This window comes from Streptomyces sp. 63XJN7_1_ISO-PGPR-S23-121, assembly GCF_056173025.1.
Genome location: NZ_CM149653.1, coordinates 5,519,020 through 5,544,653, shown reverse-complemented (window position 1 = coordinate 5,544,653; position 25,634 = coordinate 5,519,020). Strand labels below are relative to the sequence as shown.

Below are 25,634 nucleotides of genomic sequence, written 5' to 3'. Positions count from 1 at the left end.
CCGGCCCGGGCCCGAGGAAACGGGGGGTGCATGAGCACGGAAGCACGCCGCGCCGCCCTCCCCCCACACCCCCCGCACCCGCCCCGCGGCAACGCGACCCCGCCCGACGGCTCCCGGCCCACCCAGCCCCCGCGCCCCAGCACCGCACCGCCCGCCGACGCCGCCGGCCCCACCCCGCCGCCGCCCGCGGGACCGCCGCAGCGTCCGGGCACACCGCGGACCCCGGACGCGGCCGGCTCCACGGCCCCGGGCCGCTCCACCTCACCGCCGCCCGCCGGCACTGCCCGCCGCCCGGGGGCGCCGTCGCGGCCGGACGGCGGGACGTCCGGTGGTGAGCCGGTGTCCCGCACCGGCGTGCCGGCGTCCCCGGGGCCCGCGCCGGCCGAGGGTGCGATGCCCCGCCCACGCGGGCCGCGCGACACGGACACGCCTCCGCCGCCGCGGGCCACCGCCCGCTTCCCGGATGCCCCGCCGTCCGTCGGCCGTGCGGCGGCCGGGGCTCCGCGAGGGCGCGACGGACGGCCGCGACCCCGCCCGGGCGCCGCCTTCGCCGAGACCCCGTCGGAGACGACCACCCGCCTGCGCCCGATCCCGGCGGACCCCGGACCGCCGCACACCCCCGCTCCGGCCCCGTCGTGGGGCGGCACCCGGCCCCGCGTGTCGTTCGCCGAGCCCGAGGGGTACGACGAGCACGCCCGGCCGCGCCCGCTCGGCGGACGCCTGCGGCCCCAGGCCGTCGCCGCGGCCGTCTGCCTGGTGCTCGGCGCCGGCCTCGTCACCGGCGCCGTCACCGGAAGCTGGCTCGCCGGGGACTCCGGGGAGGCCGAGGCGCGCAGCGCCTTCACCGCGGCCGGGGACCTGTGGCACAGCGTGCCCGTCGACCAGCTCTTCCCGCCCACCGTGCAGGGGGAGGGCGCCGGTCCCGGCGGCGCCGACCGCACCTGGACCCGCGTCGCCGTGGCCCCCGACAGCGGCTGCACCGGCGCCTTCGACCCGCTGCTGGCCAAGGCCCTCGACCCGGCCGGCTGCGCGCGCCTGCTGCGCGCCACCTACACCGACGCCACCCAGAGCTACGTCACCACCGTCGGCCTGCTCTTCACCAAGGCGGACGCCGCCGCCATGACCGCGCTGGCGAGCCGGTTCGACAAGGAGGGCCTGGACCGGCGCGCCGACCTCGTGCCACTGCCGTACGCCGCCGAGGACACCGTCGCCGCCGGCTTCGGCGCGGACGGACGCGCCTCCTGGACCGTCTCCGTCCTCACCGACGCCCCCGTCGTCGTCTACGCCGTCTCCGGCTGGGCCGACGGCCGCGCCGTCGACCGGCCCGAACCCGCCGAGGAGGCCACGGAGTCCGGCGCCACCTCCACCCCCGCCCAGGCCGGCCTCGGGCACGAGGCGCAGGGACTCGCCGACCGCGTCGAACGCGCCCTGCGCAAGAACGTCGGCACCGCCACGGAGCAGCCCTCGTGAACACCCCCACCGCCCGCCGGGCCGGCGGCGCCCTGAGCCTCCTCCTCGCCGCCGCCCTCGTCCTCGTCCCGGCGCCCGGCGCGCACGCCGACGGCATCCGCGCCAAGCAGTGGGCCCTCGACGCCCTGCACACCGACCGGGCGTGGCGCACCACCAGGGGCGCCGGCGTCACCGTCGCCGTCCTGGACACCGGCGTCGAGGCCGACCACCCCGACCTGGCCGGCAACGTCCTCACCGGCAACGACATGGTCGGCTTCGGCGCGAGCGAGGGCGACCGCTCCTGGGCCCGGCACGGCACCGCCATGGCCGGGATCATCGCCGGCCACGGCCACGGACCCGGCAACGCCGAGGGCGTCATGGGCATCGCGCCGGAGGCCAGGATCCTCCCCGTCCGCGTGATCCTCGAGGACGGCGACCCCTCCCGCGCCAAGGCCCGCAAGACCCGCGGCAACGCGCTCGCCGAGGGCATCCGCTGGGCCGCCGACCACGGCGCCGACATCATCAACCTCTCCCTCGGCGACGACTCCGCCTCCGCCCATCCCGAACCCGCCGAGGACGAGGCCGTCCAGTACGCCCTGAAGAAGGGCGTGATCGTCGTCGCCTCGGCCGGCAACGGCGGCGAGAAGGGCGACCACATCTCCTACCCGGCCGCCTACCCGGGCGTCGTCGCCGCGACCGCCGTCGACCGCTTCGGCACCCGCGCCTCCTTCTCCACCCGCCGCTGGTACGCCACGGTCGCCGCCCCCGGCGTCGACGTGATCATCGCCGACCCGGACCACCGCTACTACGAGGGCTGGGGCACCAGCGCCGCCTCCGCGTTCGTCTCCGGCGCCGCCGCCCTCGTGAAGGCCGCCCACCCGGATCTCACTCCCGCCCAGGTCAAGAGGCTCCTGGAGGACACTGCCCGGAACGCGCCCGCCGACGGACGGGACGACTCCCGGGGCTTCGGCTTCGTCGACCCCGCCGCCGCGATCGAGGCCGCCGGACGTCTGAAGCCGGGCGGACCGGCCCCGGCGGCCTACGGCGAGAAGTACTTCGGCCCGGGGCCGGACGCCCCCGCCTCGCACGACGACACCTCCGCCTGGGCGGCGCCGCTGGCCGGCGGCGCGGGCGGCGTGCTGATCGTCGCGTCCGTCGTCCTGTGGCGCGGCCGCCGCGAACGCTACGACGACTTCTGATCCCCGGCCGCGCCGCCCCCGGCCGCCGTCGGTTCCCCGGCAGCGCCGGCGAACACCGACACCGCGGCCCGCGCCGCCGCCTCGGTCAGCGAGACGCCCGCCGCCCGGGTCGCGCTGCCCCGCGAGAGCACCGCCACCAGGCGGTCGTGGCCGCCGGCCGTCACCCGCCCGATGCTGTTGACCACCCACAGCCCCGTGGTGCTGCGCCGCAGCCAGCCGTTCTTCAGCGCCCACGAGCCGTCGCCGCCGTCGGCCGCCGCCGACACACCCCACCGCTGATCCGCGGCGATCCCGCCCATCAGCTCGCGCAGGTACGTCCGCGAGGCCCCGCTCAGCGGGGATTCCCCCGCCCCGAAGACCTGCCGCAGCAGCGCGAGCTGGTCGGCGGCCGTCGTCCGCGTCAGTCCCCACAGCGGTCCGTCGCCGCCCTCGGTCGCGGTGAGACCGAGGCGCTCGTTCGCGGCGTCGAGCCCCTGCGCCGCCCCGATCGTCCGCCACAGCGCCGAGGCCGCGTCGTTGTCGCTGTTCCCGATCATGTCGACGGCGTACGCCTTCTCCCCGGCGGTCAGCGCCCGGCCCGCGTCCTGCGCGTCCAGCAGCAGCGCCGCCAGGATGTCGACCTTGACGATGCTCGCGGTGTCGAAGGCCGCCGTGCCGTACATGGCGCTCTCGCCGGACTCGAGGTCGAGCACCGCCACCGACACCTCGGTGCCGTCCGCCACGGGCACCGCCTCCATCGCCCTCGCGAGCAGGGCGTCGCGGTCCACGGCCGCCTCCATGGCGCTGTCCACCGGTGCCTCCCCGTCCGCGGTCGCCGAGGCGGCCGACGATACGGCCCCCGCGCCGGGGTGCGCCCGCGCCGTCACGTACACCGTCCCGGCCGCCGTGGCGCCCACCACGGCGACCGTGGCCAGGGCGGCGGACAACAGGGCGCGGCGCCGGGGCGGGCGCGCACGACGGCGCCGCCGGGCTCGGGGGGACTCCATGCCCGCGATGCTCGGCGCGCCGGCTGTGCGGACCGTGGGACGGAGGTGAAACGCGGCTCAGAGATCCCTGAGAGGCCGGTGAGGACGGCCGGCCGCCCCCCGATAGGGTCGGGGACCGTGGCGAACAAGAACATTCCCGACCCCGGCTTCTCCGACGACGACGGCTCCGCCGACCCCCGGCTGAGCGCGGCGCTCGCCGCCTGGGCCGGGGACCGCACCGCCCTCGCACCCGTGCTGGAGGCGCTCAAGGGCGCCCGGCTGCTCGTGCCCGTCGTGGCCGTCCTCGGCGAGGTCGAGGAGGACGAGAACGGACTGCGCCGCGAGAAGACCAGCGACATGGCCGTGCCGACCCTGAAGGCCGGGAACCGCACCGCCCTGCCCGCCTTCACCTCCACCGACTCGCTCGCCCGCTGGGACCCCGCGGCGCGCCCCGTCGCCGTACCCCTGCACCAGGCCCTCCAGGCCGCCGCCCACGAGAAGGCGGACACGGTCGTGCTGGACATGGCCGGGCCGGTGCCCTTCGAGCTGAGCGGGGCGGCCCTGCTGGCCGTGGCCGAGGGACGCACGACGACCGATCCGCTGGCCGACCCGGCGGTCGTCGAGGCCGTACGCCGTGCCGTGGCCGCCGAGCCCGCCGTGCTCCGGGCGCACCTCGGGCCGGGAGAGGCCGACGGCACCCTGGCGCTGGTGCTGGACCCCGCCGCGGCCCCGGCCGAGGCCGCCCGCGCCGTCGCCGGGCGGCTGGCCGCCGACGAGACACTGAGGGCCCGCCTGGTGCGCGGCCTCGACCTGGCACTGCTGCCGGCCGGGGCGACGCCTCCGGGCGAGCCCTTGTACGTGCGGTGACGGCTCAGCCGTAGACGGCTCCGGTGTACTTCTCGCCCGGGCCCTGGCCCGGCTCGTCCGGTACCAGCGAGGCCTCGCGGAACGCCAGCTGGAGCGACTTCAGCCCGTCGCGCAGCGGCGCCGCGTGGAACGAGCTGATCTCGGTCGCGCTCGCGTCCAGCAGACCGGCCAGCGCGTGCACCAGCTTGCGCGCCTCGTCCAGGTCCTTGTGGGCGTCGCCCTCCTCGGTCAGTCCGAGCTTCACGGCGGCGGCGCTCATCAGGTTGACGGCGACCGTCACGATCACCTCGACCGCGGGGACCTCCGCGATGTCGCGGGTCATGGCGTCGAAGTCGGGCGTCTCAGGAGGGGTCTCACTCATGCGACTCACGATAGGCGCAGCAACGGGCGGGGCCCCACTCGGTCTCGGTTAGCCCTTCCCCTGCCGAGCTGCTAACCTTGTGTAACGACCGGTCGGACACGTACGCCTCACGGCGGCGGGCCCGGCCCACAAGTGGAGGCTTTCGAACTCCCACCTGACCGTCCCCCGGGACGGCGGGTCACCGGTCAGGCGGTCCCGTCCTCACGACGGCGACCGGCCCGAAAAGCGCGCCCCGCGGCCATCGCGACGGTGCTCCGGTAGTAGTTCGAGGAGCCCCGCCTGTGATCGCCCGGGGCATTTTTTGTGCGCCGGCGCGGTTAGGTCTAACGAACACAGACGTTACGCGGCTGTCCGCCAGACCGTCGCGTGGTGCTACCGAGGAGGATCCATCAGCGCCGAGCCCCGCATCAACGACCGGATTCGCGTTCCCGAGGTGCGACTTGTCGGTCCCAGCGGCGAGCAGGTCGGGATTGTCCCGCTTGCCAAGGCCCTGGAGCTTGCGCAGGAGTACGACCTCGACCTCGTGGAGGTCGCGGCGAACGCACGTCCGCCCGTGTGCAAGCTCATGGACTACGGGAAGTTCAAGTACGAGTCGGCCATGAAGGCCCGTGAGGCGCGCAAGAACCAGGCGCACACGGTCATCAAGGAGATGAAGCTCCGGCCGAAGATCGACCCGCACGACTATGACACCAAGAAGGGTCACGTCGTCCGGTTCCTCAAGCAGGGCGACAAGGTCAAGATCACGATCATGTTCCGTGGTCGCGAGCAGTCCCGGCCGGAGCTCGGCTACCGACTGCTGCAGCGTCTCGCGGAGGATGTGGCCGACCTCGGCTTCGTGGAGTCGAACCCGAAGCAGGACGGCCGCAACATGATCATGGTCCTCGGTCCGCACAAGAAGAAGACCGAGGCGATGGCCGAGGCTCGCCAGGCGCAGGAAGCCCGCAAGGCCGAAGCGAAGGCCAACCCCGGCCGTTCGATGAACGCCGCGGACCCCGACGCCGCCAACGCCGAGGCCCCGTCCGAGGCGCCGGCCGAGGCTTCCGCCGAGGCGTGACCCCGGGGGACGCCAGTCCCCAGGACGTAACCGAAACAAGAGCGACGCTCCACCGTGCCCGGTTCTCACGACCGGGCACAGGAGCGCCACCGACGAGGAGATAACGGCGCTATGCCGAAGAACAAGTCGCACAGCGGTGCCAGCAAGCGCTTCAAGATCACCGGCTCCGGCAAGGTGCTCCGTGAGCGCGCCGGCAAGCGCCACCTGCTCGAGCACAAGTCGTCCCGCGTGACGCGCCGCCTCACCGGCAACGCCGAGATGGCCCCGGGCGACGCCGCGAAGATCAAGAAGCTTCTCGGCAAGTGACGTACGGGCGCCACTGAGCGCCGTACGGCAGGACCGGGACCCCATCGATACCGGGCCGTGTGAGGACAACCACGGCCCCGCTACAAGGAGTTAACAAGTGGCACGCGTCAAGCGGGCAGTCAACGCCCACAAGAAGCGCCGGGCGATCCTCGAGCAGGCCTCCGGCTACCGCGGTCAGCGTTCGCGCCTGTACCGCAAGGCCAAGGAGCAGGTCACCCACTCGCTGGTCTACAACTACAACGACCGCAAGAAGCGCAAGGGTGACTTCCGCCAGCTGTGGATCCAGCGCATCAACGCCGCTGCCCGCGCCAACGGCATCACGTACAACCGCTTCATCCAGGGTCTGAAGGCCGCCAACGTCGAGGTGGACCGCAAGATCCTCGCCGAGCTGGCCGTCAACGACGCCGGTGCGTTCGCCGCGCTGGTCGAGGTCGCCCAGAAGGCGCTGCCGAGCGACGTCAACGCGCCGAAGGCCGCGTGACGCTGCGCCGGCTGTGAGCCGACGTGACTGGACCCGCAGGTTTTGCGCCTGCGGGTCCTGTTGTTGCCGCCCCTCCGTGTTCCTTCGGCTGCGGGTGCGTCGTGGCTTGTCGCGCAGTACCCCGCGCCCCTGGAGGGGCGCGTTGCAGTCCGCGTCGATTCAGATGTGAAGGTGAGCAGGAGTGCGTCCCGTCAGCCCAGAGCTGATCTCCCCCCGGTCCCCCCGTGTCCTTGCCGCGCGGCGGCTGGCCAGGCGGAACTTCCGGGGCAAGGAGCGGCTGTTCCTGGCCGAGGGGCCGCAGGCCGTGCGGGAGGCGGCCGCGTACGGGGACACCCTCGTCGAGGTCTTCGCCACCGTCGAGGCCGCCGAACGGTACGCCGACATCGTCGGAGCCGCCCGTGACGCCGGCGCGCGGGTCCACCTCGCCGCCGACGCGGTGATCGAGGACATCTCCACCACCGTCACCCCGCAGGGCCTGGTCGGCATCTGCCGCTTCGTGGACACCCCCTTCGACGACATCCTCGCCGCCCGCCCGAAGCTCGTCGCCGTCCTCGCGCACGTCCGCGACCCCGGCAACGCCGGCACCGTGCTGCGCTGCGCCGACGCCGCCGGCGCCGAGGCCGTCGTCCTCACCGGCGCCTCCGTCGACCTGTACAACCCCAAGGCGGTACGCGCGTCCGTCGGCTCCCTGTTCCACCTGCCGGTCGCCGTCGGCGTCCCCGTGGAACGGGCCGTGGCCGCGCTGCGCGACGCCGGCGTACGCGTGCTGGCCGCCGACGGCGCGGGCGAGGACGACCTCGACGCCGAGCTGGACGCCGGCACCATGGGCGGGCCCACCGCCTGGGTCTTCGGCAACGAGGCCTGGGGACTGCCGGAGGAGACCCGGGCACTGGCCGACGCCGTCGTCCGCGTCCCGATCCACGGGAAGGCCGAGAGCCTGAACCTCGCCACCGCCGCGGCCGTATGTCTCTACGCGTCGGCGCGTGCACAGCGCGCCGCCGGAGGGTGCCGCTCCGTCACCACCACCTAGTAGGGTGACCAGCGCGGGGACCCCAGACCAGGTGAGAGGTGGGGCACGGGGATGAGCGTCGGCACGAGCAGCGCACCGGGGGCACGCCGGACGGGCCGCCCTCCCGCGCCGCGCCGGCCCGGGGACCTCGCCGACCTCGGCATCGGCCCCGACGAGCTGCCCGACGGCCTCGTCGTCGCGGACGAGCACGGGCGGGTGATCTGCTTCAACGCGGCCGCGTCCCGCATCACCGCCGTCCCCGCGGCCCACGCCCTCGGACAGCCCCTCGACGAGGTCCTGCCCCTCGAGGACCTCGACGGGCGGCGCTGGTGGCAGCTCACCGACCCCTACGGCGGGCTCGCCATCCGCGTCGGCCAGCCCGAGCGCAACCTGCTGCTCCCCGGCGGCCGCGAGGTCCTCGTCTGCGCCCGCTACGTCCGCACCGGGCGCACCGGCCCCGTCCACCGCGTCGTCGTCACCCTGCGCGACACCGAGGCCCGCCGCCGCACCGAGCGCAGCCACGCCGAGCTGATCGCCACCGTCGCCCACGAACTGCGCTCACCGCTCACCTCCGTCAAGGGCTTCACGGCGACGCTGCTGGCCAAGTGGGAGCGGTTCACCGACGACCAGAAGCGGCTGATGCTGGAGACCGTCGACGCCGACGCCGACCGCGTCACCCGGCTCATCGCCGAGCTGCTGGACATCTCCCGGATCGACTCCGGACGGCTCGAGGTGCGCCGCCAGCCCGTCGACATCGGGGCCGCCGTCGGCCGCCACATCCAGGCCTACGTCGCCGCCGGGCAACCGGCCGACCGCTTCCTGCTCCGCCTCGGCCGGCCGCTGCCCGCCCTGTGGGCCGACCCCGACAAGATCGACCAGGTACTCAGCAACCTCATCGAAAATGCCGTGCGTCACGGCGAGGGAACCGTCACCATCGACATCACGCCCGCGGCGTCCCCGCGCGAAGAGGAGGACGCCGGCACGTCGGTCACGGTGAGCGACGAGGGGCCCGGCATCCCGGAGGAGTCCATGAACCGCGTCTTCACCCGCTTCTGGCGGGGCAGCAAGCGCGGCGGGACGGGCCTCGGGCTGTACATCGTCAAGGGCATCGTCGAGGCCCACGGCGGCACCATCACGGTCGGCCGCGCCCCCGGCGGCGGCGCCGAGTTCCGATTTACGCTGCCCGTGGCGGCTCCCTCGTATCTCACCTGAGACGGTCCGGGACCCCCACGGGCGCATCCGCCTTTCTCCACCCCGTTAGACTCGGCGTTTGGCACCTTTGTGTCCCGCAGACGGAGACGCCCAGAGCGAGACGCTTCGTCCACGAGCCGGTGACGGGGACCATCAGCCAGCCAATCGGAAGCACGGGAAGAGATGTCGGCACCGAATAAGTCGTACGACCCAGTCGAGGTCGAGGCGTTGAAACCGGAAGAGATCGAGCGCATGCGGGACGAGGCGCTCGCCGCCTTCGCCGCCGCGGACTCCCTCGACGCGCTCCAGGAGGCCAAGGTCGCCCACACCGGCGGCACCTCCCCGCTGTCGCTGGCCAACCGCGAGATCGGCGCCCTGCCCCCGCACGCCAAGGCAGACGCCGGCAAGCGCGTCGGCATGGCCCGCGGCGCCGTGAACAAGGCCCTCGCCGCCCGCCAGGAGGAGCTGGAGGCCGAGCGCGACGCCCGCGTGCTGGTCGAGGAGGCCGTGGACGTCACGCTGCCCCACGACCGCGTGCCGGCCGGCGCCCGCCACCCGCTCACCACCCTCTCCGAGCGCATCGAGGACATCTTCGTGGCCATGGGCTACGAGGTCGCCGAGGGCCCCGAGGCCGAGGCCGAGTGGTTCAACTTCGACGCGCTGAACATCGGCCCGGACCACCCGGCCCGCGGCGAGGCCGACACCTTCTTCGTCGAGGGCCCCGAGGGCGGCACCGAGTCCGGCGTCGTGCTGCGCACCCACACCTCGCCCGTGCAGATCCGCTCCGCGCTCGGCCGCGAGCTGCCGGTCTACGTGATCTGCCCCGGCCGCGTGTACCGCACCGACGAGCTGGACGCCACGCACACGCCCGTCTTCCACCAGGTCGAGCTGCTCGCCATCGACGAGGGCCTGACCATGGCGGACCTCAAGGGCACCCTGGACCACATGGTCCAGTCGCTGTTCGGCGCGGAGATGAAGACCCGGCTGCGGCCGAACTTCTTCCCCTTCACCGAGCCGAGCGCCGAGATGGACATGCTCTGCTACGTCTGCAGGGGCGAGTCCGTCGGCAACCCCGACCGGCCCTGCCGCACCTGCTCCAGCGAAGGCTGGATCGAGCTGGGCGGCTGCGGCATGGTCAACCCGCGGGTGCTCGTCGCCTGCGGCGTCGACCCCGAGAAGTACAGCGGCTTCGCCTTCGGGTTCGGCATCGAGCGGATGCTGATGTTCCGCCACAACGTCGAGGACATGCGAGACATGGTCGAGGGTGACGTCCGGTTCACCCGGCCGTTCGGGATGGAGATCTGATGCGGGTCCCGCTTTCCTGGCTGCGGGAGTACGTCGACCTGCCGGCCACCGAGACCGGCCGCGACGTGCAGGCCAAGCTGATTTCGGCCGGCCTCGAGGTCGAGACCGTCGAGCACCTGGGCGCCGACCTCAAGGGCCCCCTCGTCGTCGGCCGGGTGCTGACCATCGAGGAGCTGGAGGGCTTCAAGAAGCCGATCCGCTTCTGCACGGTGGACGTCGGGCAGGCCAACGGCACCGGTGAGCCCCAGGAGATCGTCTGCGGCGCCCGCAACTTCGCCGTCGGCGACAAGGTCGTCGTGGTCCTCCCCGGCGCCACCCTGCCGGGCGGCTTCTCGATCTCCGCGCGCAAGACGTACGGCAAGACGTCCCACGGCATGATCTGCTCCAGCGACGAGCTGGGCATGGGCGACGACGGCACGCACGGCATCATCGTGCTGCCGCCGGAGACCGAGGTGGGCAAGGACGCGATCGAGCTGCTGGAACTGGTCGACGAGGTCCTGGACATCGCCGTCACCGCCAACCGCGGCGACTGCCTGTCCATCCGCGGCGTCGCCCGCGAGACCGCCATCGCCTACGGCCTGCCGCTGCGCGACCCGGCCCTGCTCGACGTGCCCGGCCCGAACGCCTACGGCTACCCCGTGAAGATCGCCGACCCCACGGGCTGCGACCGCTTCACCGCCCGCACGGTCACCGGCCTCAGCCCCGAGGCACGCTCCCCGATCTGGCTCCAGCGGCGCCTGCAGAAGGTCGGCATGCGTCCGATCTCGCTCGCCGTCGACGTCACCAACTACGTGATGATGGAGCTCGGCCAGCCCCTGCACGCCTACGACCGCGGCCTGGTCCAGGGCACCATCGGCGTGCGCCGGGCCGAGGAGGGCGAGAAGATCGTCACCCTCGACGGCGTCGAGCGGAAGCTGCACGCCGAGGACCTGGTCATCACCGACGACCGCGGCCCGATCGGCCTCGCGGGCGTCATGGGCGGCGCCAACACGGAGATCGCCGACCACGACGCCGCCGAGAACACGACGAGTGACGTGGTCATCGAGGCCGCCCACTTCGACCAGGTGTCCGTCGCGCGCACCGCCCGCCGTCACAAGCTGTCCTCCGAGGCGTCCCGCCGCTTCGAGCGCGGCGTCGACCCGCAGGCCGCGGCCGCCGCCGCCCAGCGCACCGTCGACCTGCTCGTGCTCCTCGCGGGCGGCACCGCCGAGGCCGGCGTCACCGGGATCAGCGCCCCGTCCGCGCCGCGCACCGTCTCCATGGCCGCCGACCACCCGGACCGGGTGGCCGGCGTGACGTACGGCCGGGAGACCGTCGTACGCCGCCTCCAGGAGGTCGGCTGCGACGTCTACGGGCAGGACGAACTGATCGTCACCGTCCCGTCCTGGCGGCCCGACCTCACCGACCCGAACGACCTGGCCGAAGAGGTCATCCGGCTGGAGGGCTACGAGAACCTGCCCTCCACGCTGCCCCGGCCCCCGGCGGGCCGCGGCCTCACCGCCCGGCAGCGTTTGCACCGCCGTGCCGGCCGCGCCCTGGCCGGCGCCGGGTACGTCGAGGCGCCGAACTACCCGTTCGTCAGCGAGCAGGTCTTCGACCAGCTCGGCCTGGACGCCGACGACCCGGACCGCCGCGTGGTCAAGCTGGTCAACCCGCTCAGCGACGAGGAGCCCGCGCTGCGGACCTCGCTGCTGCCGGGCCTGCTCGGCGCACTGCGCCGCAACGACGGCCGGGGCAGCCACGACCTCGCGCTGTTCGAGACCGGCCTGGTCTTCCACCCGCGCGACGAGCGGCGTGTCGCCGTCGACCTGCCCGTCGACCGGCGTCCCAGCGAGGAGGACCTCGCCGCGCTGGACGCCGCGCTGCCCGACCAGCCCCGGCACGTCGCCGTGGTCCTCGCGGGCGGCCGCGAGCAGGCCGGCTGGTGGGGCAGGGGCCGCCCGGCCGACTGGGCCGACGCGGTCGAGGCCGCCCGGCTCGTCGCACGCGAGGCCGGTGCCGAACTGGGCATCCGCAAGGGCCAGTACGGTCCCTGGCACCCAGGCCGCTGCGCCGAGCTGTTCGTCACCGTCGACGGTGAGGAGCGGGTCATCGGCCACGCCGGCGAGCTGCACCCGCGGGTCGTCAAGGCCCTGGGCCTGCCCGCGCGGGCCTGCGCGATGGAGCTGGACCTCGACACCCTCGAGCGGGTCGGCGACGACATCCCGCAGGCGCCGGGCATCTCCACCTTCCCGGTCGCCACGCAGGACGTCGCCCTGGTCGTCGACGCCTTCGTCCCGGCGGCGGACGTCGAGGCCGCGCTGCGCGAGGGCGCGGGCGAACTGCTGGAGTCCATCCGGCTGTTCGACGTCTACGACAACGCGGAGCAGCTCGGCGAGGGCCGCAAGTCCCTGGCGTACGCGCTGCGCTTCCGCGCCGGGGACCGGACGCTGACGGTCGACGAGGCCTCCGCGGCCCGCGACGCGGCGGTCGCCCTCGCGGGCGAGCGGGTCGGAGCGGTGCTGCGCAGTTAGCGGTGCGCCCGAGGGGCGGGGGCTTCTGCCGGCCGGCGGCTGACGGTGGCCGGTCGCGCAGTTCCCCGCGCCCCTCGAGTCCGTCGGCGCGACGCCCATCGAGAAGCGCGGGCCCGTCGAGGGCGGTTGCGGTCCTGCCCGGTGAGGGGCGCGGGGAACCGCACGAGCAACCACGACGCGCCCGCGGACGACGACGCATCGCGGACCCGCACGTAACCGGCGGAGCCAGTCGCACCGCTGGGCCGGCGGAGCCGTCCGCCCCGCCACGGAGTGTCGGGCAGGCGGCCGGGCGGACGGCGCCGGACGGGCCGCCGCACTGTACGAGGGGGAGCCGGCGGCCCGGCCGGCCTCTTTCGAGGCAGTTCAGTCAACCGGCCCGGCACTCTCCGCGACAGCGCGCACACGGCGCGGATGCGCGTACTCCGTTCACACCCCGTGTGAGGGCCGGCACACTACGCTGTCGGCACCGAATCACCCGGGGGGCACCATGCAGCCCAACACTCTGCTCGACGCGATCCTGGACGAGGCGGGCGTCTCGCACGCGGGACTTGCCGCGCACGTCAACCAGGCGGGGCGGGCACGCGGGCTCTCGCTGAGATACGAGCACACCGCCGTCGCCCGGTGGCTGAAGGGCCAGCGGCCGCGCGGCCAGGTGCCCGACCTGATCTGCGAGGTCCTCGCCGCCCGGCTGCGCCGCCCCGTCACCCTCGACGACATCGGCCTCGGCGTGCCCGGCGAGCCGGCCGCGCCGCACACGGGGTCGCTGTCCGGGTTCGTGGAGCGGGCGACCGCCCTGTGGCGCTCCGACCAGCAGCAGCGCCCGCACCTCCTCGACGCGCCCGCGCTCACCGGCACGCCCGCCGTGATGCCGGTGTGGGAGTGGGAGAACCCGCCCGAGGACGTGGACGTCTCCCGCGGCGGCCGGCACCGGGTCACCGCGGCGGACCTGGAGATGCTGCGCTCGGCCCGCGCCCACTACGAGCAGCTGTACCGAAAGGCCGGCGGCGTCGCGACGCGCGCCCGGATCGTCGGCTTCCTCAACACGGAGGCCGCTCCGCTGCTGCGCGGCGGCTACACCGACGCCACCGGCCGTCAGCTCCACCGTGCCACCGGCGGCCTGGTAGCGGTCGCCGGCATCTGCGCGTACGACTCCGACGCGCACGGCCTCGCCCAGCGGTACTTCCACCAGGCGCTCCGCCTCGCCAAGGCCAGCGGCGACCGGGGGCTCGGCGCGTACGTCATCGCGCTGCTGGTCAATCAGGCGCTGTTCATGCGGGAGTACCGCCAGGCCGTCGCCTTCGCCGAGGCCGCGCTGCGCACCGCCGGCCGGCACATCACCCCGGCGCTCGCCTCCGACCTGTACGCGATGCAGGCCAAGGCGTACGCCCACCTCGGCGACGGCACCGGGGCGCTGTCCTGCATCCGGCGCGCCGAGCAGGCCGCCGAACGCATCCGGCGCGGCCACGAACCCGACGAGACCGGCTATGTCCAGCCCGGCCTCGTCAACGTCCAGGTGGCGGAGGCGCTGCTCAGTCTCGGCGAGCTGGCGGCCGCCGGGGAGCACGCCGCGGAGGCGGTCGACAACCCGGCGCACGACCGGGGCCGCGTGCACCGGCTCGCCATGCTCAGCACCGTCGAACTGCGCCGGGGAAACGCCGAGAAGGCGGTCGCCACCGCCGTGCAGATGGCCGAACAGGCCCGCGGAATGGAGTCCCAGCGCCTGCGCGACAGACTGCGCGCGGTGCGCGAGCACCTGGTGCGCAGCGGCTGCGCGGGCACGGCCGAGGCCGCCGAACTCATCGACGGGGCACTGCGCGTACCGCTCTAGCCCGCCCGCCCTCCACGGGCGCCGCGCCCGCCACTGCGCCGTGAGCGGCCGTCGTGCGCCTGCTGCCGGACCACTTCGGCTGCGATATTGCCACCTACTCAAGAAAGGTGGCAGAACCGTGCAGTGGACGAAACAGAACGAACAGAATGTGTACGCAAACCGCTGGTTCAGCGTCAATCTCGCCGATGTCGAGCTACCGGACGGCCGGCACCTCGACCACTTCCTCATACGGATGCGCCCGGTGGCCGTCGCCACGGTGGTCAACGAGGCGAACGAGGTCCTCCTGCTGTGGCGGCACCGCTTCATCACCGACAGCTGGGGCTGGGAACTCGCGGCCGGCGTCGTCGAGGACGGCGAGGACGTCGCGGTGGCGGCGGCGAGGGAGCTGGAGGAGGAGACCGGCTGGCGGCCGGGACCGCTGCGCCACCTCATGAGCGTGGAGCCGTCCAACGGACTCACCGACGCCCGGCACCACATCTACTGGGCCGACGAGGGCGAGTACGTCGGACACCCCGTGGACGACTTCGAGTCGGACCGCCGGGAGTGGGTGCCGCTCAAGCTCGTCCCCGATCTGGTCGCCCGCGGGGAGGTCCCGGCCGCCAACATGGCGGCCGCGTTACTCCTGCTGCACCACCTGCGGCTCGGGCAGGACGCCGTGACGTGATCCGGCGCCGTCCGCGTCCCGCCGCGCCGCTCAGCGGCCGAACGCCTGCCAGAGGGCCACCACGAGCGCGCCCACGGCCGTGACCGCGGTGATCGCCGGCAGGGGCCAGCGGGCGTGCTCCAGCGAGACGAGCCGGGTGCTCAGCTCGTCCAGGTCCTTGGCGGTCTCCTCGGTGCGATGGCTGAGCAGCGCCAGCCCGCCCTCCACGCGGGCGTAGGCGACATCGAGGCGGCGCCGTAACTCTGCGAGTTCTCCAGGGACGGCGGGATGCTCGGGATCGGCGGTCACGAAACCGCTCCTTTCGTGGTCGAAACGGGGGTCGAATCACATCCCTTGCAATGCACATGATGAGTCAACTCGCCTGGTGGGCGCGTGGGGAGAGTGTGCGGACGGCATATGCGAGCCCGGCGCGCACACGGGGTGCGAACGCCGCGGGCCCGGCACCGCGTCGGGTGCCGGGCCCGCGAAGCGGTCACTCAGCGTCAGCCGTAGGTGTAGAAGCCCGAGCCGCTCTTGCGGCCGAGCCGGCCCGCGTCCACCATGCGCTGGAGCAGCGGGGGAGCGGCGTACAGCGGCTCCTTGTACTCCTCGTACATCGAGTGGGCGACCGAGGCGACCGTGTCCAGGCCGATCAGGTCGGACAGCTTGAGCGGGCCCATCGGGTGGGCGCAGCCCATCTCCATGCCGTTGTCGATGTCCTCGCGGCTGGCGATGCCCGACTCGAACATCCGGATCGCGGAGAGCAGGTACGGGATCAGCAGCGCGTTGACCACGAAGCCGGAGCGGTCCTGGGCGCGGATGGAGTGCTTGCCCAGCACCTTCTCCGTGAAGAGCTGCGCCCGGCTGAGCGTGCCCTCGGAGGTGGTGAGCGCCGGGATCAGCTCGACGAGCTGCTGCACCGGGGCCGGGTTGAAGAAGTGGATGCCGATGACGTGGTCCGGCCGCGAGGTGGCGACCGCCAGCCTCACCAGCGGGATCGAGGAGGTGTTGGAGGCCAGGATCGCGTCCGGCCGGGTCATGACCTGGTCGAGCACCTGGAAGATCTCGGTCTTGACCTGCTCGTTCTCGACGACCGCCTCGATCACGAGGTCACGGTCGGCGAACTCGCCCAGGTCGGTGGTGAAGCTCAGGCGCGCCTGGGTCGCCTCGAGCTCCTCGTCGGTGATCTTGCCGCGCTCCGCGGCCTTGGTGAGGGAGGTGAACAGCCGGGTCCGGCCGATCTCCAGGGCGTCGCCGGTGGTCTCGGCGACCTTCACCTCCAGGCCGGCGCGGGCGCACACCTCGGCGATGCCCGCCCCCATCTGGCCGCAGCCCACCACGCCGACGCGTGCGATATCTCCCGAGATGCCGATCACATCGTCCCTTTCGCTGACTCCACGGCTGAGGCAGGTCCGCCGGGGGTCCCCCTGCGCCTGCTCCGATCGTGCACGTTACCCCCGGAGTGCCGCGGATCCGTCGCCCGGGTCGGGCATGCTGAGGTCCCGTGCACGATCCGTGACGGTGCGGATCCACAGCGTTCTGGAGGTCTTCCATGGGCCGTGTCTCGCGTCGGACCTTCGCGGTGGCCGCGCTGTCGGCGCTCACCCTGGCGCCCGCACCCGCGGGGTCGGCGGCGCCCGTGCCACCGGCGCCCCCGGGGCGGCCCGGTGGCCGGCGCCGCGCCGTCACGGAGATGCGGGGCATGTGGCTGGCCACGGTGAACAACCGCGACTGGCCGACCCGGGCCGGCCTGCGGGCGTCCGAGCAGCGCGCCGAACTCGTCGGACTCCTCGACGCCGCGGTCCGCCACGGCCTCAACACGGTGATCTTCCAGGTGCGGCCCACCGCCGACGCGCTGTGGCCGTCGGCGTACGAGCCGTGGTCTCAGTACCTGTCCGGCAGCCAGGGCCGGGACCCGGGCTGGGACCCGCTGGGGACGGCCGTGGAGGAGGCCCACGCCCGCGGCCTGGAACTGCACGCCTGGTTCAACCCCTACCGCGTCGCCCTGCACGACGACCCGTCCCACCTCGTCCCCGCGCACCCCGCCCGCCGGAACCCCGGCTGGGTGGTGCCGTACGGCGGGAAGCTCCACTACAACCCGGGGCTGCCCGAGGTCCGCGCCTTCGTGCAGGACGCGATGATCGACGCGGTGGAGAAGTACGCCGTGGACGGCGTCCACTTCGACGACTACTTCTACCCGTACCCGGTGGCGGGCCGGACCTTCGACGACGACGCGGCGTACCGCGCCCACGGCGGCGGCTTCGCCACCAGGGCCGCCTGGCGGCGGGACAACATCGACCGGCTGGTGCGCGAGACGGCGGCCCGCGTCAAAAAGGCCCGGCCCGCCGCACGCTTCGGCGTCAGCCCCTTCGGGGTGTGGCGCAACGCGGCCACCGACGAGCGCGGCTCGCGGACCGGCGCCGGTGTCCAGACCTACGACGACCTGTACGCGGACACCCGCACCTGGGTGCGCGAGGGCTGGATCGACTACGTCGTCCCGCAGCTGTACTGGAACATCGGCCTGCCCGCCGCCGACTACGCGGAGCTGCTGTCGTGGTGGGCGGACGTGGCCCGGGGCAGCCGGACGCGGCTGTACGTGGGGGAGGCGCTGTACAAGGCCGGCGATCCGGCGCAGCCCGCCGCGTGGCAGGACCGGGAGGAGCTGTCCCGGCACCTCGCCCTGGCCGCGGACCACCCGGAGGTGCGCGGGCATGTCTTCTTCGCCGCGAAGGAAGTGGCTGAGGACAGGATCGGCGCGATGGCGCGGGTGGCCGCCGACCACTACCGGCGGCCCGCGGACACCCCGCGCTGAGTCACATCCGCATCTCCCTGTGCCGGATCTCGGAGTCGGGGCCGGGCGAGCACACCGCCTCGTGCCCGTCCTCGAACCGGACCCGGTACGGCGGGGAGCCTTCCTTGCCCATCACTTCCACAATCTCGGCGACCTTGTCGTGCTCACCGACCACCCGGCCGTGCTGCACCAGCTGGTCGCCCTTCGTCGCGTGCATCTGTGAGGCCTCCTCACGCGTCTGCCGCACGTGTCTGCCGCTGCTCAGCCCCGGGACCGCTGCGTGACCGCGATGCACACCAGCACGGCGGCCGCCGTCAGCGGGGCGGCCACCGTCAGGTGCTCGCCCAGGAGAAGTACCGACCACACCAGTGTGAGCAGCGGCTGGGCGAGCTGCAACTGGCTGGCCTTCGGCACCCCGATCGCCGCCATGCCCCGGTACCAGACGACCAGCCCGAGGAACTGCGAGCCCGCCGCCACCCACAGCAGCCCGGTCACGCTGTGCGCCGTGAGACGCACGGGTTCGTACGCGAGGGCCAGTGCGGTGGCGGGCACGGTGAGCGGCAGGGACAGCACCAGGGCCCAGCCGATGACCTGCCAGCCCGGCATCACCCGGGCCAGCCGGCCGCCCTCGGTGTACCCGGCCGCGCACACCAGCAGCGCGGCGAAGAGGTAGGCGTCGGCCGTCGTCAGGGCGCCCCCGCTCTGCTGCACGGTGAACGCCACCACCGCCGCCGCGCCCACCAGCGCCGCGATCCAGAAGGTGCGTGAGGGGCGGGTGCCGATGCGCAGCGCGGACAGCAGTGCGGTGGTCAGGGGGAGCAGGCCGACCACGACGGCCGCGTGCGCGGTGGTCGAGGTCCGCAGCGCGAGGGTGGTCAGCAGGGGGAAGCCGAGGACCACCCCCGCGGCGACCACGGCGAGGCCGGGCCAGTGCCGCCGCTCGGGCAGCGGGACCCGCCGCCCCGCCCGGCCCCGCTCGCCCGGCGGGACACCCACCGCGAGCAGACACCCCCCGGCGATCAGCGCGGCGAGGACGCTGCGCACGGCGACGAGGGACCAGGGGCCGAAGCCTTCGAGCCCCCAGGCGGTGGCGGGGAACGTCAGCGAGAACGCGACGACGCCGAGCGCGGCCGGCAGGGTGCCGGAGGAATGTGCGCCGGAGCCGATGGCCGGGTCGTCGACCGCTATCCCCGTCGGACCGGTAGCGCTACTCTGTACTCTCATGCAAGAGCGTAGCAGCGTCGCTGAACTGGCGAACCAGATGCGACGGGAGCTCGACCGCTACTCGCCCGGTGGAAAGCTCCCGTCCAGCCGTGCCCTCGTCGACCGCTTCCGGGTCAGCCCGGTGACCGTCTCCCGCGCCCTGGCGCAACTGGCCGCCGAGGGCCTGGTGGTGACCCGGCCCGGCGCCGGGGCCTTCCGGGCGCCGTCGCGGCCCGGCACCGCTCCGGCCGGCGACACCTCCTGGCAGGAGGTCGCGCTCAGCGCCGACGGCGCCGCCGACCTCGTACCGCGCTCGGTGGACGCCTCCGGCGTCCTGGTCTCGCTGGCCGCCCCGCCGCCCGGGGTCGTCGAGTTCAACGGCGGCTACCTGCACCCCTCGCTCCAGCCGGAACGGGCCATGGCGGCGGCACTGTCCCGGGCCGGCCGCCGGCCCGGCGCCTGGGGCCGGCCGCCGATGGAGGGACTGCCGGAACTTCGTGAGTGGTTCGCCCGCAGCATCGGCGGCGCGGTCACGGCCGCCGAGGTGCTCGTCACCGCCGGCGGGCAGTCGGCCCTCACCACCGCCCTGCGCGCCCTCGCGCCGCCCGGCGCGCCCGTCCTCGTGGAGTCGCCGACGTACCCCGGCATGCTGGCCATCGCGCGGGCCGCCGGCCTACGCTCGGTACCGGTGCCCGTCGACGCGGACGGCGTGAAGCCGGCCCTGCTCGCCGACGCCTTCCGGGCGACCGGGGCCCGCGTCCTCGTCTGCCAGCCCCTCTTCCAGAACCCGACCGGTGCCGTACTCGCCCCCGAACGGCGCGGCGAGGTGCTGCGCATCGCCCGCGAGGCCGGCGCCTTCGTCGTCGAGGACGACTTCGTGCGACGGCTCGTACACGAGGACGCGGGCCCCCTGCCGCGTCCCCTGGCCGCCGACGACCCGGACGGCGTCGTCGTGCACGTCTGCTCGCTCACCAAGGCCACCTCGCCGAGCTTCCGGGTGAGTGCCCTGGCCGCCCGCGGCCCCGTGCTGGAGCGGCTGCGGGCCATCCAGGTCGTCGACACCTTCTTCGTGCCCCGCCCCCTTCAGGAGGCGGCGCTCGAACTCGTCGGCTCGCCCGCCTGGCCGCGCCATCTGCGCGCCGTCTCCGCCGAGTTGAGGGTCCGCCGCGACGCGATGACGTCCGCGCTGCGCCTGAACCTGCCCGAGTTCTCCCTGGCCCACGTGCCGTCCGGCGGCTACCACCTGTGGCCGCGCCTGCCCGACGGCACGGGGGAGGCGGCCCTCACCGCGGCCGCCCTGCGCGCGGGCGTCGCGGTCACACCGGGCCGCCCGTACTTCAGCGCCGAACCCCCGGCGCCCCACCTGCGGCTGAGCTTCGCCGCGGTGGCCGGAACCGGCGAGATCGCGGAGGGGGTGCGGCGGCTGAGCACGGCCTGGGCCGAGGTCCGCGAGCAGGCCGGGACACGCGGATAACCGGTCGACGCCACCCGCCCGCGCTGCGACCATCCCGGCATGACCGAAACGCCGCGCCTGCCCGAGGGCTACGAGATCTCCACCGACCCGGACCGGATCGACGCGGAACGCGTGCACCGGTGGCTGTCCACCGACGCGTACTGGGCGCTCGGGCGGGCCCGCGACAAGCAGGACCGGGCCATCGCCGGCTCGCTCAACTTCGGCGTGTACGAGGTGCTGTCCGGGGAGCAGGTGGCGTACGCCCGCGTCATCACCGACCTGGCGACCTTCGCCTGGCTGTGCGACGTGTACGTCGACCCCGCGGTGCGCGGCAAGGCCCTCGGCACCGCCCTGGTCGGCGCCGTGCGCGAGCACCTGAGGCCGTACGGGCTGCGCCGCATCCTGCTCGCCACCCACGACGCGCACGGGGTCTACGAGAAGCTCGGTTTCACCTCCCTGGACCGGCCCGACCAGTGGATGGCGTTCGCCTTCGGCCGGTGAGCCGTGGCGCATACCGGGTGTCCCGCGGGTAACACCTCTTGACCGGCCCCCTTCCGCGGCCCACCATCACCGCATGGCGCTTCGGGTCACGTTCGTCGCGGCTGCGCGCAGCGCACCCCTGTTCGCGGATCGCTTCGGGGACGACCGGCCGCTGGACCGGGCCGGCTGGGACGAGGCGCTGCGTGCCGCGCCGGAACTGCTGCCGCTCGCGGCCGCCGAGCTGCGCTACTGCTCGCCCACGCCCCGCAGCCGCGCCACCGGCGACGCCCTCGGCTACGCCCCGCTGGCCCAACTCGCCCTGCGGGAATGCGACATGGGCCGCTGGAGCGGGCTGACGCCCGGTGAGGCGATGGCCCGGGAGCCGGCCGCGGTGGACGCCTGGCTCGCCGACCCGCGCTCCGCCCCGCACGGCGGTGAGTCGCTGTTCGCCCTCATCACCCGCGTCGGCGGATGGCTCGACACCCGGCCCGGGGAGGACGGCGACCGGATCGTCGCGGTGGCCGAGTCCTCCGTGATCCGGGCGGCCCTGGTGTACGCGCTGAAGGCACCGCCCACGACGTACTGGAACCTCGACGTGCGCCCGCTGTCGACGACCACGCTCACCGGCCGCGCGGGCCACTGGAACCTCCGCTTCGACGGGACACCGGCCCGTCCTTGACGCGCCCGGGCGCCGGGGCCCCCGGGGCGGCAGGCCCTACCCCTCGCGCGTGTAGTCCGTGATCAGCAGCAGGTCCTTGGCCGGGCCGCCCACGCGCCACACCGTCCGCCAGTGGTCCGGGTCCCGGACGGTGAACTCGCCGCGGTAGAGGTCGGCCGCGCAGGGATGGCCGGCCGTATGGCGACCCGACGTCAGGTCCAGGTCGTGGAAGGGCCGGCCGTCCGTGAAGCGCACGTCCGCCGTGCCCGGGGCGCCGCCCGGCTCGTAGCGCAGCGTCCGCTCGGCGGGGCGGGTCACGCCGCGCCATGTGAAGGCACCGGACTCGTGACCGCGCAGACCGCCGCCCTCACGTGGCTCGAACACGGTCGTCCCCTCGAAGCGGCCGGACTCACCGCTCGCGTGGTCCCGCACCGACCGCTCCGTGCGCCACCGCCCCGCCAGGTACGCCAGTACGTCCGGTACTGGCCAGAACTCGCCCATCCCGTGCCGCTCTCCGTCCCACGCATCGCTGCGCGACCCATTGACGCGCATCCGCCCCCTCCCTATGTTGCCGTTCGAAGTGCTGACCAATGTCCGATATCTCGAACAATCCCTAGTGAGAGCCGCGGAGTATCCATGTCACGCACCCGCCTGAGACTCGCTCTCGGCGCCACCGCCCTCCTGACCGCCACGGCCCTGCTGCCGTCCCCCGCCCGCGCGGAGGCCGCCGCCGACTACACGATCACCGTCGACCCGGCAGCCACCGGCCCCGCGATCGACGACGCGATGTACGGCGTCTTCTACGAGGACATCAACCGCGCCGCCGACGGAGGCCTCTACGCCGAGCTGGTCCAGAACCGCTCCTTCGAGTACTCCACCGCCGACAACGGCTCGTACACACCGCTCACCGCATGGACGGCCGACGGCACGGCCGAGGTGGTGGACGACGCCGGCCGGCTGAACGAGCGCAACCGCAACTACCTCACCCTGGCCGCCGGTGCGTCGGTCACGAACGCCGGCTACAACACCGGCATCCGCGTCGAGGCGGGCAGGAAGTACGACTTCTCGGTGTGGGCCCGCGCCGAGCACGGCACCACCCTCACCGTCTCCCTGCGGGACAGCGCGGGCACGCTCGCGAAGGTGCGGCAGGTGACCGCCCGGGGGGCGTGGCGCAAGTACACCGCCACCTTCACCGCGGACCGGACCAGCAACCGCGGCCGGCTCGCCGTCGCCACCACCGCGCCCGCGGCCCTCGACATGGTGTCCCTCTTCCCCCGGGACACGTACAAGGGACAGCCCAACGGCCTGCGCAAGGACCTCGCCGAGAAGATCGAGGCCCTGCACCCGGGCTTCCTGCGCTTCCCTGGCGGCTGCCTGGTCAACACCGGCTCCATGGAGGACTACAGCGCCGCCTCCGGCTGGCAGCGCAAGCGCTCCTACCAGTGGAAGGACACCGTCGGCCCGGTCGAGGAGCGCGCCACCAACGCCAACTTCTGGGGCTACAACCAGAGCTACGGCCTCGGCTACTACGAGTACTTCCGCTTCGCCGAGGACATCGGCGCCATGCCGCTGCCCGTCGTCCCCGCCCTGGTCACCGGCTGCGGCCAGAACAGGGCCGTCGACGACGAGGCGCTGCTGAAGCGGCACGTCCAGGACACCCTGGACCTCGTCGAGTTCGCCAACGGGCCCGTGACGTCCACCTGGGGCAGGAAGCGCGCCGAGATGGGCCACCCCGAGCCGTTCCGCCTCACCCATCTCGAGGTCGGCAACGAGGAGAACCTCCCGGCCGAGTTCTTCGCCCGCTTCCAGAAGTTCCGCGCCGCCGTCGAGGCGAAGTACCCGGAGGTCACGGTGATCTCCAACTCCGGGCCCGACGACTCCGGCACCACCTTCGACACCGCCTGGAAGCTCAACCGCGACGCCGGCGTCGACCTGGTCGACGAGCACTACTACAACAGCCCCCAGTGGTTCCTGCAGAACAACGACCGCTACGACTCCTACGACCGCGGCGGCCCCAAGGTCTTCCTCGGCGAGTACGCCTCGCAGGGCAACGCCTGGAAGAACGCCCTCGCCGAAGCCGCGTTCATGACCGGCCTGGAACGCAACGCCGACGTCGTCAAGCTCGCCTCCTACGCCCCGCTGCTCGCCAACGAGGACTACGTGCAGTGGCGCCCGGACCTCGTCTGGTTCAACAACCGCGCCTCCTGGAACTCGGTCAACTACGAGGTCCAGAAGCTGTTCATGAACAACACCGGCGACCGCGTCGTCCCCTCCACGGCCACCGGCACGCCGGCCGTCAGCGGCCCCGTCACGGGCGCCGTCGGCCTGTCCACCTGGGCGACCAGCGCGGCCTACGACGACGTGAAGGTGACCTCGGCCGACGGGCGGACCCTGCTGTCCGACGACTTCTCCGGTGACGCCTCGCGGTGGACGCACAGCGGCGCCGGGAACTGGACCGTCCAGGACGGCCAGTACGTCCAGACCGACGCCGCCGCCGAGAACACCCTCGTCACGGCGGGCGACCCGGCCTGGCAGAACTACGACCTGCACGTGAAGGCCACCAAGAAGTCCGGCAAGGAGGGCTTCCTCGTCGCCTTCGGCGTCAAGGACACCGGCAACTACTACTGGTGGAACCTGGGCGGCTGGAACAACACCCAGTCCGCCGTCGAACAGGCCTCGGACGGCGGCAAGTCGACGCTCGTGTCGAAGGCCGGGTCGATCGAGACGGGCCGCGCCTACGACATCGACATCAAGGTCCGGGGCCGCCAGGTCACCCTCTACCTGGACGGCCGGGAGTGGGGCGGCTTCACCGACGACAAGCCGGCCGAGCCGTTCCGCCAGATCGTCACGAAGGACGCGCGGACCGGGGAACTGATCCTCAAGGTCGTCAACGCCCAGGACACGGCGGCCCGCACGGCCGTCGACCTCGGCGGCGCCAAGGTCGCGTCACGGGCCCGGGTCACCACGCTGGCGGCCGACCAGGACGCGGTGAACACCGAGACGGACGCACCGGTCACCCCCGTGACGTCGACCTTCTCCGGAGTGGCGGGGAAGTTCACGTACACGTTCCCGGCCAACTCGGTGACGTTCCTGCGGATCAAGCAGCGGTAGCGGATCAAGCGGAGGTGGTGGTGCGGCACCGGGCCGCGCGGTCTCCCCACGGGGGCCGCGCGGTCACCGCCGCCCGCCGCCTCCGGGCGCCGCCGGCCCGGCGAACGGCGGCAGGGCCTTGAAGCGCTCGTCCAGCGTGACCGTCGGGGTGATCCGGTCCAGCGCGGCCCGGACCAGGGTGAGCGGGTGGCCGGGGAAGTGCGCGTCCCACGACGCGTCGTCGGCCACGTGGTACGGCAGCCCGCCGGTCACCCCGGGCGCGTAGGGGTGGGGCCGGAAGTAGTCGGCCGGTCCGACCCGCGCCATCACCGTAGCCTCCCGCACCCCGGTCGTCGGCCCCTCCGCCGCCTGCACCTTCAGGACCGTGCTGCACGCGGCCCGCGGCACCGTCCACGAGCCGAGGAACACCTGCCCGTGCCCGTTCGGCCGCGGCACCTTGATCAGCTGCCGCACGGCGGGCACCCCGTCCACCTCGCCGTCCAGCGCCTCTATCAGCCCACCGCCCGCGCCCGCGACGCCGTGCGCGAGACCGGCGCGCAGGGCGCCGGGCGCGTCCAGCGGGGCCGGGAGGTCCGGCACGAGCGGGAAGAAGTGCACCGACAGCACCGTCCCCCACCCGTCGGTCCACACCCCCGCCTCGCGCTCGGTGAAGCCTGTCAGATCCATGCCCGTGATCGGAGTCATGGCGCTCATCCTTCCGGATGGCCACGCAGCCCACGGCGTGCGGGGCGGGCGCTCGCGCAGCCACTCCGGCTACCCGACCACAC

At 73.7% G+C, this 25,634-nt stretch carries 25 protein-coding genes; 17 read left to right on the top strand and 8 right to left on the bottom strand.

Annotation, left to right across the window (positions count from 1 at the left end):
* Positions 1 to 30 precede the first annotated feature (30 nt).
* Positions 31 to 1,470: a hypothetical protein gene (locus AC0VYN_RS24680; protein WP_475532737.1), complete on the top strand. Its 1,440-nt coding sequence runs from the start codon at positions 31 to 33 to the stop codon at positions 1,468 to 1,470.
* The gene (mycP, locus tag AC0VYN_RS24675) at positions 1,467 to 2,648 is read left to right on the top strand and encodes a type VII secretion-associated serine protease mycosin (protein ID WP_475532736.1); all 1,182 of its coding nucleotides are present in this window, start codon (positions 1,467 to 1,469) and stop codon (positions 2,646 to 2,648) included. The genes AC0VYN_RS24680 and mycP overlap by 4 nt, the downstream gene beginning before the upstream one ends.
* On the opposite strand, the gene AC0VYN_RS24670 is transcribed toward mycP, so the two are convergent.
* On the bottom strand, positions 2,633 to 3,634 hold the full coding sequence (locus tag AC0VYN_RS24670) for a serine hydrolase (RefSeq protein WP_475532735.1): 1,002 nt from the start codon (positions 3,632 to 3,634) through the stop codon (positions 2,633 to 2,635). The genes mycP and AC0VYN_RS24670 overlap by 16 nt on opposite strands.
* A gap of 117 nt (positions 3,635 to 3,751) precedes the next feature.
* On the opposite strand from AC0VYN_RS24670, the gene AC0VYN_RS24665 reads away from it, so the two are divergent.
* Entirely contained in the window at positions 3,752 to 4,480 is a 729-nt protein-coding gene (locus AC0VYN_RS24665) for an SseB family protein (RefSeq protein ID WP_475532734.1), read from the top strand.
* Between the two features lie 4 nt (positions 4,481 to 4,484).
* Here AC0VYN_RS24665 and AC0VYN_RS24660 read toward each other — a convergent pair whose 3' ends face one another.
* Complete coding sequence (locus AC0VYN_RS24660; protein WP_385458389.1) at positions 4,485 to 4,841, bottom strand: DUF1844 domain-containing protein; 357 nt, start codon at positions 4,839 to 4,841, stop codon at positions 4,485 to 4,487.
* A gap of 388 nt (positions 4,842 to 5,229) precedes the next feature.
* Here AC0VYN_RS24660 and infC point away from each other — a divergent pair, with 388 nt between their 5' ends.
* From infC to AC0VYN_RS24615, 9 genes are all read left to right on the top strand, one after another.
* Positions 5,230 to 5,895, top strand: coding sequence for a translation initiation factor IF-3 (gene infC / locus AC0VYN_RS24655; protein WP_189230733.1), 666 nt, complete (start codon positions 5,230 to 5,232; stop codon positions 5,893 to 5,895).
* Between the two features lie 111 nt (positions 5,896 to 6,006).
* Positions 6,007 to 6,201, top strand: coding sequence for a 50S ribosomal protein L35 (rpmI, locus tag AC0VYN_RS24650; protein WP_003977225.1), 195 nt, complete (start codon positions 6,007 to 6,009; stop codon positions 6,199 to 6,201).
* A gap of 97 nt (positions 6,202 to 6,298) precedes the next feature.
* Positions 6,299 to 6,682: a 50S ribosomal protein L20 gene (gene rplT / locus AC0VYN_RS24645; protein ID WP_004002577.1), complete on the top strand. Its 384-nt coding sequence runs from the start codon at positions 6,299 to 6,301 to the stop codon at positions 6,680 to 6,682.
* Positions 6,683 to 6,863: 181 nt separating this feature from the next.
* The gene (locus AC0VYN_RS24640; protein ID WP_475532733.1) at positions 6,864 to 7,712 is read left to right on the top strand and encodes a TrmH family RNA methyltransferase; all 849 of its coding nucleotides are present in this window, start codon (positions 6,864 to 6,866) and stop codon (positions 7,710 to 7,712) included.
* 51 nt (positions 7,713 to 7,763) lie between these two features.
* Positions 7,764 to 8,903: a sensor histidine kinase gene (locus tag AC0VYN_RS24635; protein ID WP_475532732.1), complete on the top strand. Its 1,140-nt coding sequence runs from the start codon at positions 7,764 to 7,766 to the stop codon at positions 8,901 to 8,903.
* Positions 8,904 to 9,065: 162 nt separating this feature from the next.
* Positions 9,066 to 10,187 carry a phenylalanine--tRNA ligase subunit alpha gene (pheS, locus tag AC0VYN_RS24630; RefSeq protein WP_385458386.1) on the top strand — a complete coding sequence of 374 codons (1,122 nt, stop codon included), beginning with the start codon at positions 9,066 to 9,068 and terminating at the stop codon, positions 10,185 to 10,187.
* Entirely contained in the window at positions 10,187 to 12,700 is a 2,514-nt protein-coding gene (pheT, locus tag AC0VYN_RS24625; protein WP_475532731.1) for a phenylalanine--tRNA ligase subunit beta, read from the top strand. The genes pheS and pheT overlap by 1 nt, the downstream gene beginning before the upstream one ends.
* Positions 12,701 to 13,187: 487 nt before the next feature.
* Entirely contained in the window at positions 13,188 to 14,528 is a 1,341-nt protein-coding gene (locus AC0VYN_RS24620) for a transcriptional regulator (protein WP_475532730.1), read from the top strand.
* A 118-nt stretch (positions 14,529 to 14,646) separates the two neighbouring features.
* The gene (locus tag AC0VYN_RS24615) at positions 14,647 to 15,192 is read left to right on the top strand and encodes an NUDIX hydrolase (RefSeq protein ID WP_385458383.1); all 546 of its coding nucleotides are present in this window, start codon (positions 14,647 to 14,649) and stop codon (positions 15,190 to 15,192) included.
* Between the two features lie 30 nt (positions 15,193 to 15,222).
* Here AC0VYN_RS24615 and AC0VYN_RS24610 read toward each other — a convergent pair whose 3' ends face one another.
* Entirely contained in the window at positions 15,223 to 15,480 is a 258-nt protein-coding gene (locus tag AC0VYN_RS24610) for a hypothetical protein (protein ID WP_475532729.1), read from the bottom strand.
* Positions 15,481 to 15,674: 194 nt separating this feature from the next.
* Positions 15,675 to 16,547 (bottom strand): 3-hydroxybutyryl-CoA dehydrogenase, encoded by an 873-nt coding sequence (locus AC0VYN_RS24605; RefSeq protein ID WP_385458381.1) that lies wholly within the window; start codon positions 16,545 to 16,547, stop codon positions 15,675 to 15,677.
* 176 nt (positions 16,548 to 16,723) lie between these two features.
* Here AC0VYN_RS24605 and AC0VYN_RS24600 point away from each other — a divergent pair, with 176 nt between their 5' ends.
* Positions 16,724 to 17,983 carry a glycoside hydrolase family 10-like protein gene (locus AC0VYN_RS24600; RefSeq protein ID WP_475532728.1) on the top strand — a complete coding sequence of 420 codons (1,260 nt, stop codon included), beginning with the start codon at positions 16,724 to 16,726 and terminating at the stop codon, positions 17,981 to 17,983.
* A gap of 1 nt (position 17,984) precedes the next feature.
* On the opposite strand, the gene AC0VYN_RS24595 is transcribed toward AC0VYN_RS24600, so the two are convergent.
* Both AC0VYN_RS24595 and AC0VYN_RS24590 read right to left on the bottom strand, forming a co-directional pair.
* Positions 17,985 to 18,179 (bottom strand): DUF1918 domain-containing protein, encoded by a 195-nt coding sequence (locus AC0VYN_RS24595; protein WP_385458379.1) that lies wholly within the window; start codon positions 18,177 to 18,179, stop codon positions 17,985 to 17,987.
* A 44-nt stretch (positions 18,180 to 18,223) separates the two neighbouring features.
* Positions 18,224 to 19,186 (bottom strand): DMT family transporter, encoded by a 963-nt coding sequence (locus tag AC0VYN_RS24590; protein WP_475532727.1) that lies wholly within the window; start codon positions 19,184 to 19,186, stop codon positions 18,224 to 18,226.
* On the opposite strand from AC0VYN_RS24590, the gene AC0VYN_RS24585 reads away from it, so the two are divergent.
* The 3 genes from AC0VYN_RS24585 (at position 19,185) to AC0VYN_RS24575 (ending at position 21,777) form a co-directional block, all read left to right on the top strand.
* Positions 19,185 to 20,639 carry an aminotransferase-like domain-containing protein gene (locus tag AC0VYN_RS24585; RefSeq protein WP_475532726.1) on the top strand — a complete coding sequence of 485 codons (1,455 nt, stop codon included), beginning with the start codon at positions 19,185 to 19,187 and terminating at the stop codon, positions 20,637 to 20,639. The genes AC0VYN_RS24590 and AC0VYN_RS24585 overlap by 2 nt on opposite strands.
* A 39-nt stretch (positions 20,640 to 20,678) precedes the next feature.
* Positions 20,679 to 21,119, top strand: coding sequence for a GNAT family N-acetyltransferase (locus AC0VYN_RS24580; protein ID WP_475532725.1), 441 nt, complete (start codon positions 20,679 to 20,681; stop codon positions 21,117 to 21,119).
* 73 nt (positions 21,120 to 21,192) lie between these two features.
* Positions 21,193 to 21,777 carry a histidine phosphatase family protein gene (locus AC0VYN_RS24575; protein ID WP_475532724.1) on the top strand — a complete coding sequence of 195 codons (585 nt, stop codon included), beginning with the start codon at positions 21,193 to 21,195 and terminating at the stop codon, positions 21,775 to 21,777.
* Between the two features lie 36 nt (positions 21,778 to 21,813).
* Here the strand turns inward: AC0VYN_RS24575 and AC0VYN_RS24570 are convergent, their stop codons facing one another.
* Positions 21,814 to 22,257, bottom strand: a complete 444-nt coding sequence (locus AC0VYN_RS24570; RefSeq protein ID WP_475536977.1) for a DUF6314 family protein — start codon at positions 22,255 to 22,257, stop codon at positions 21,814 to 21,816.
* A 135-nt stretch (positions 22,258 to 22,392) separates the two neighbouring features.
* Between AC0VYN_RS24570 and AC0VYN_RS24565 the strand changes: the two genes are divergently transcribed.
* A complete protein-coding gene (locus AC0VYN_RS24565; protein ID WP_475532723.1) occupies positions 22,393 to 24,867 on the top strand; it encodes an alpha-L-arabinofuranosidase C-terminal domain-containing protein in 2,475 nt (824 codons plus the stop codon).
* Positions 24,868 to 24,930: 63 nt separating this feature from the next.
* Here the strand turns inward: AC0VYN_RS24565 and AC0VYN_RS24560 are convergent, their stop codons facing one another.
* Positions 24,931 to 25,551, bottom strand: coding sequence for a hypothetical protein (locus tag AC0VYN_RS24560; RefSeq protein WP_475532722.1), 621 nt, complete (start codon positions 25,549 to 25,551; stop codon positions 24,931 to 24,933).
* Positions 25,552 to 25,634 lie beyond the last annotated feature (83 nt).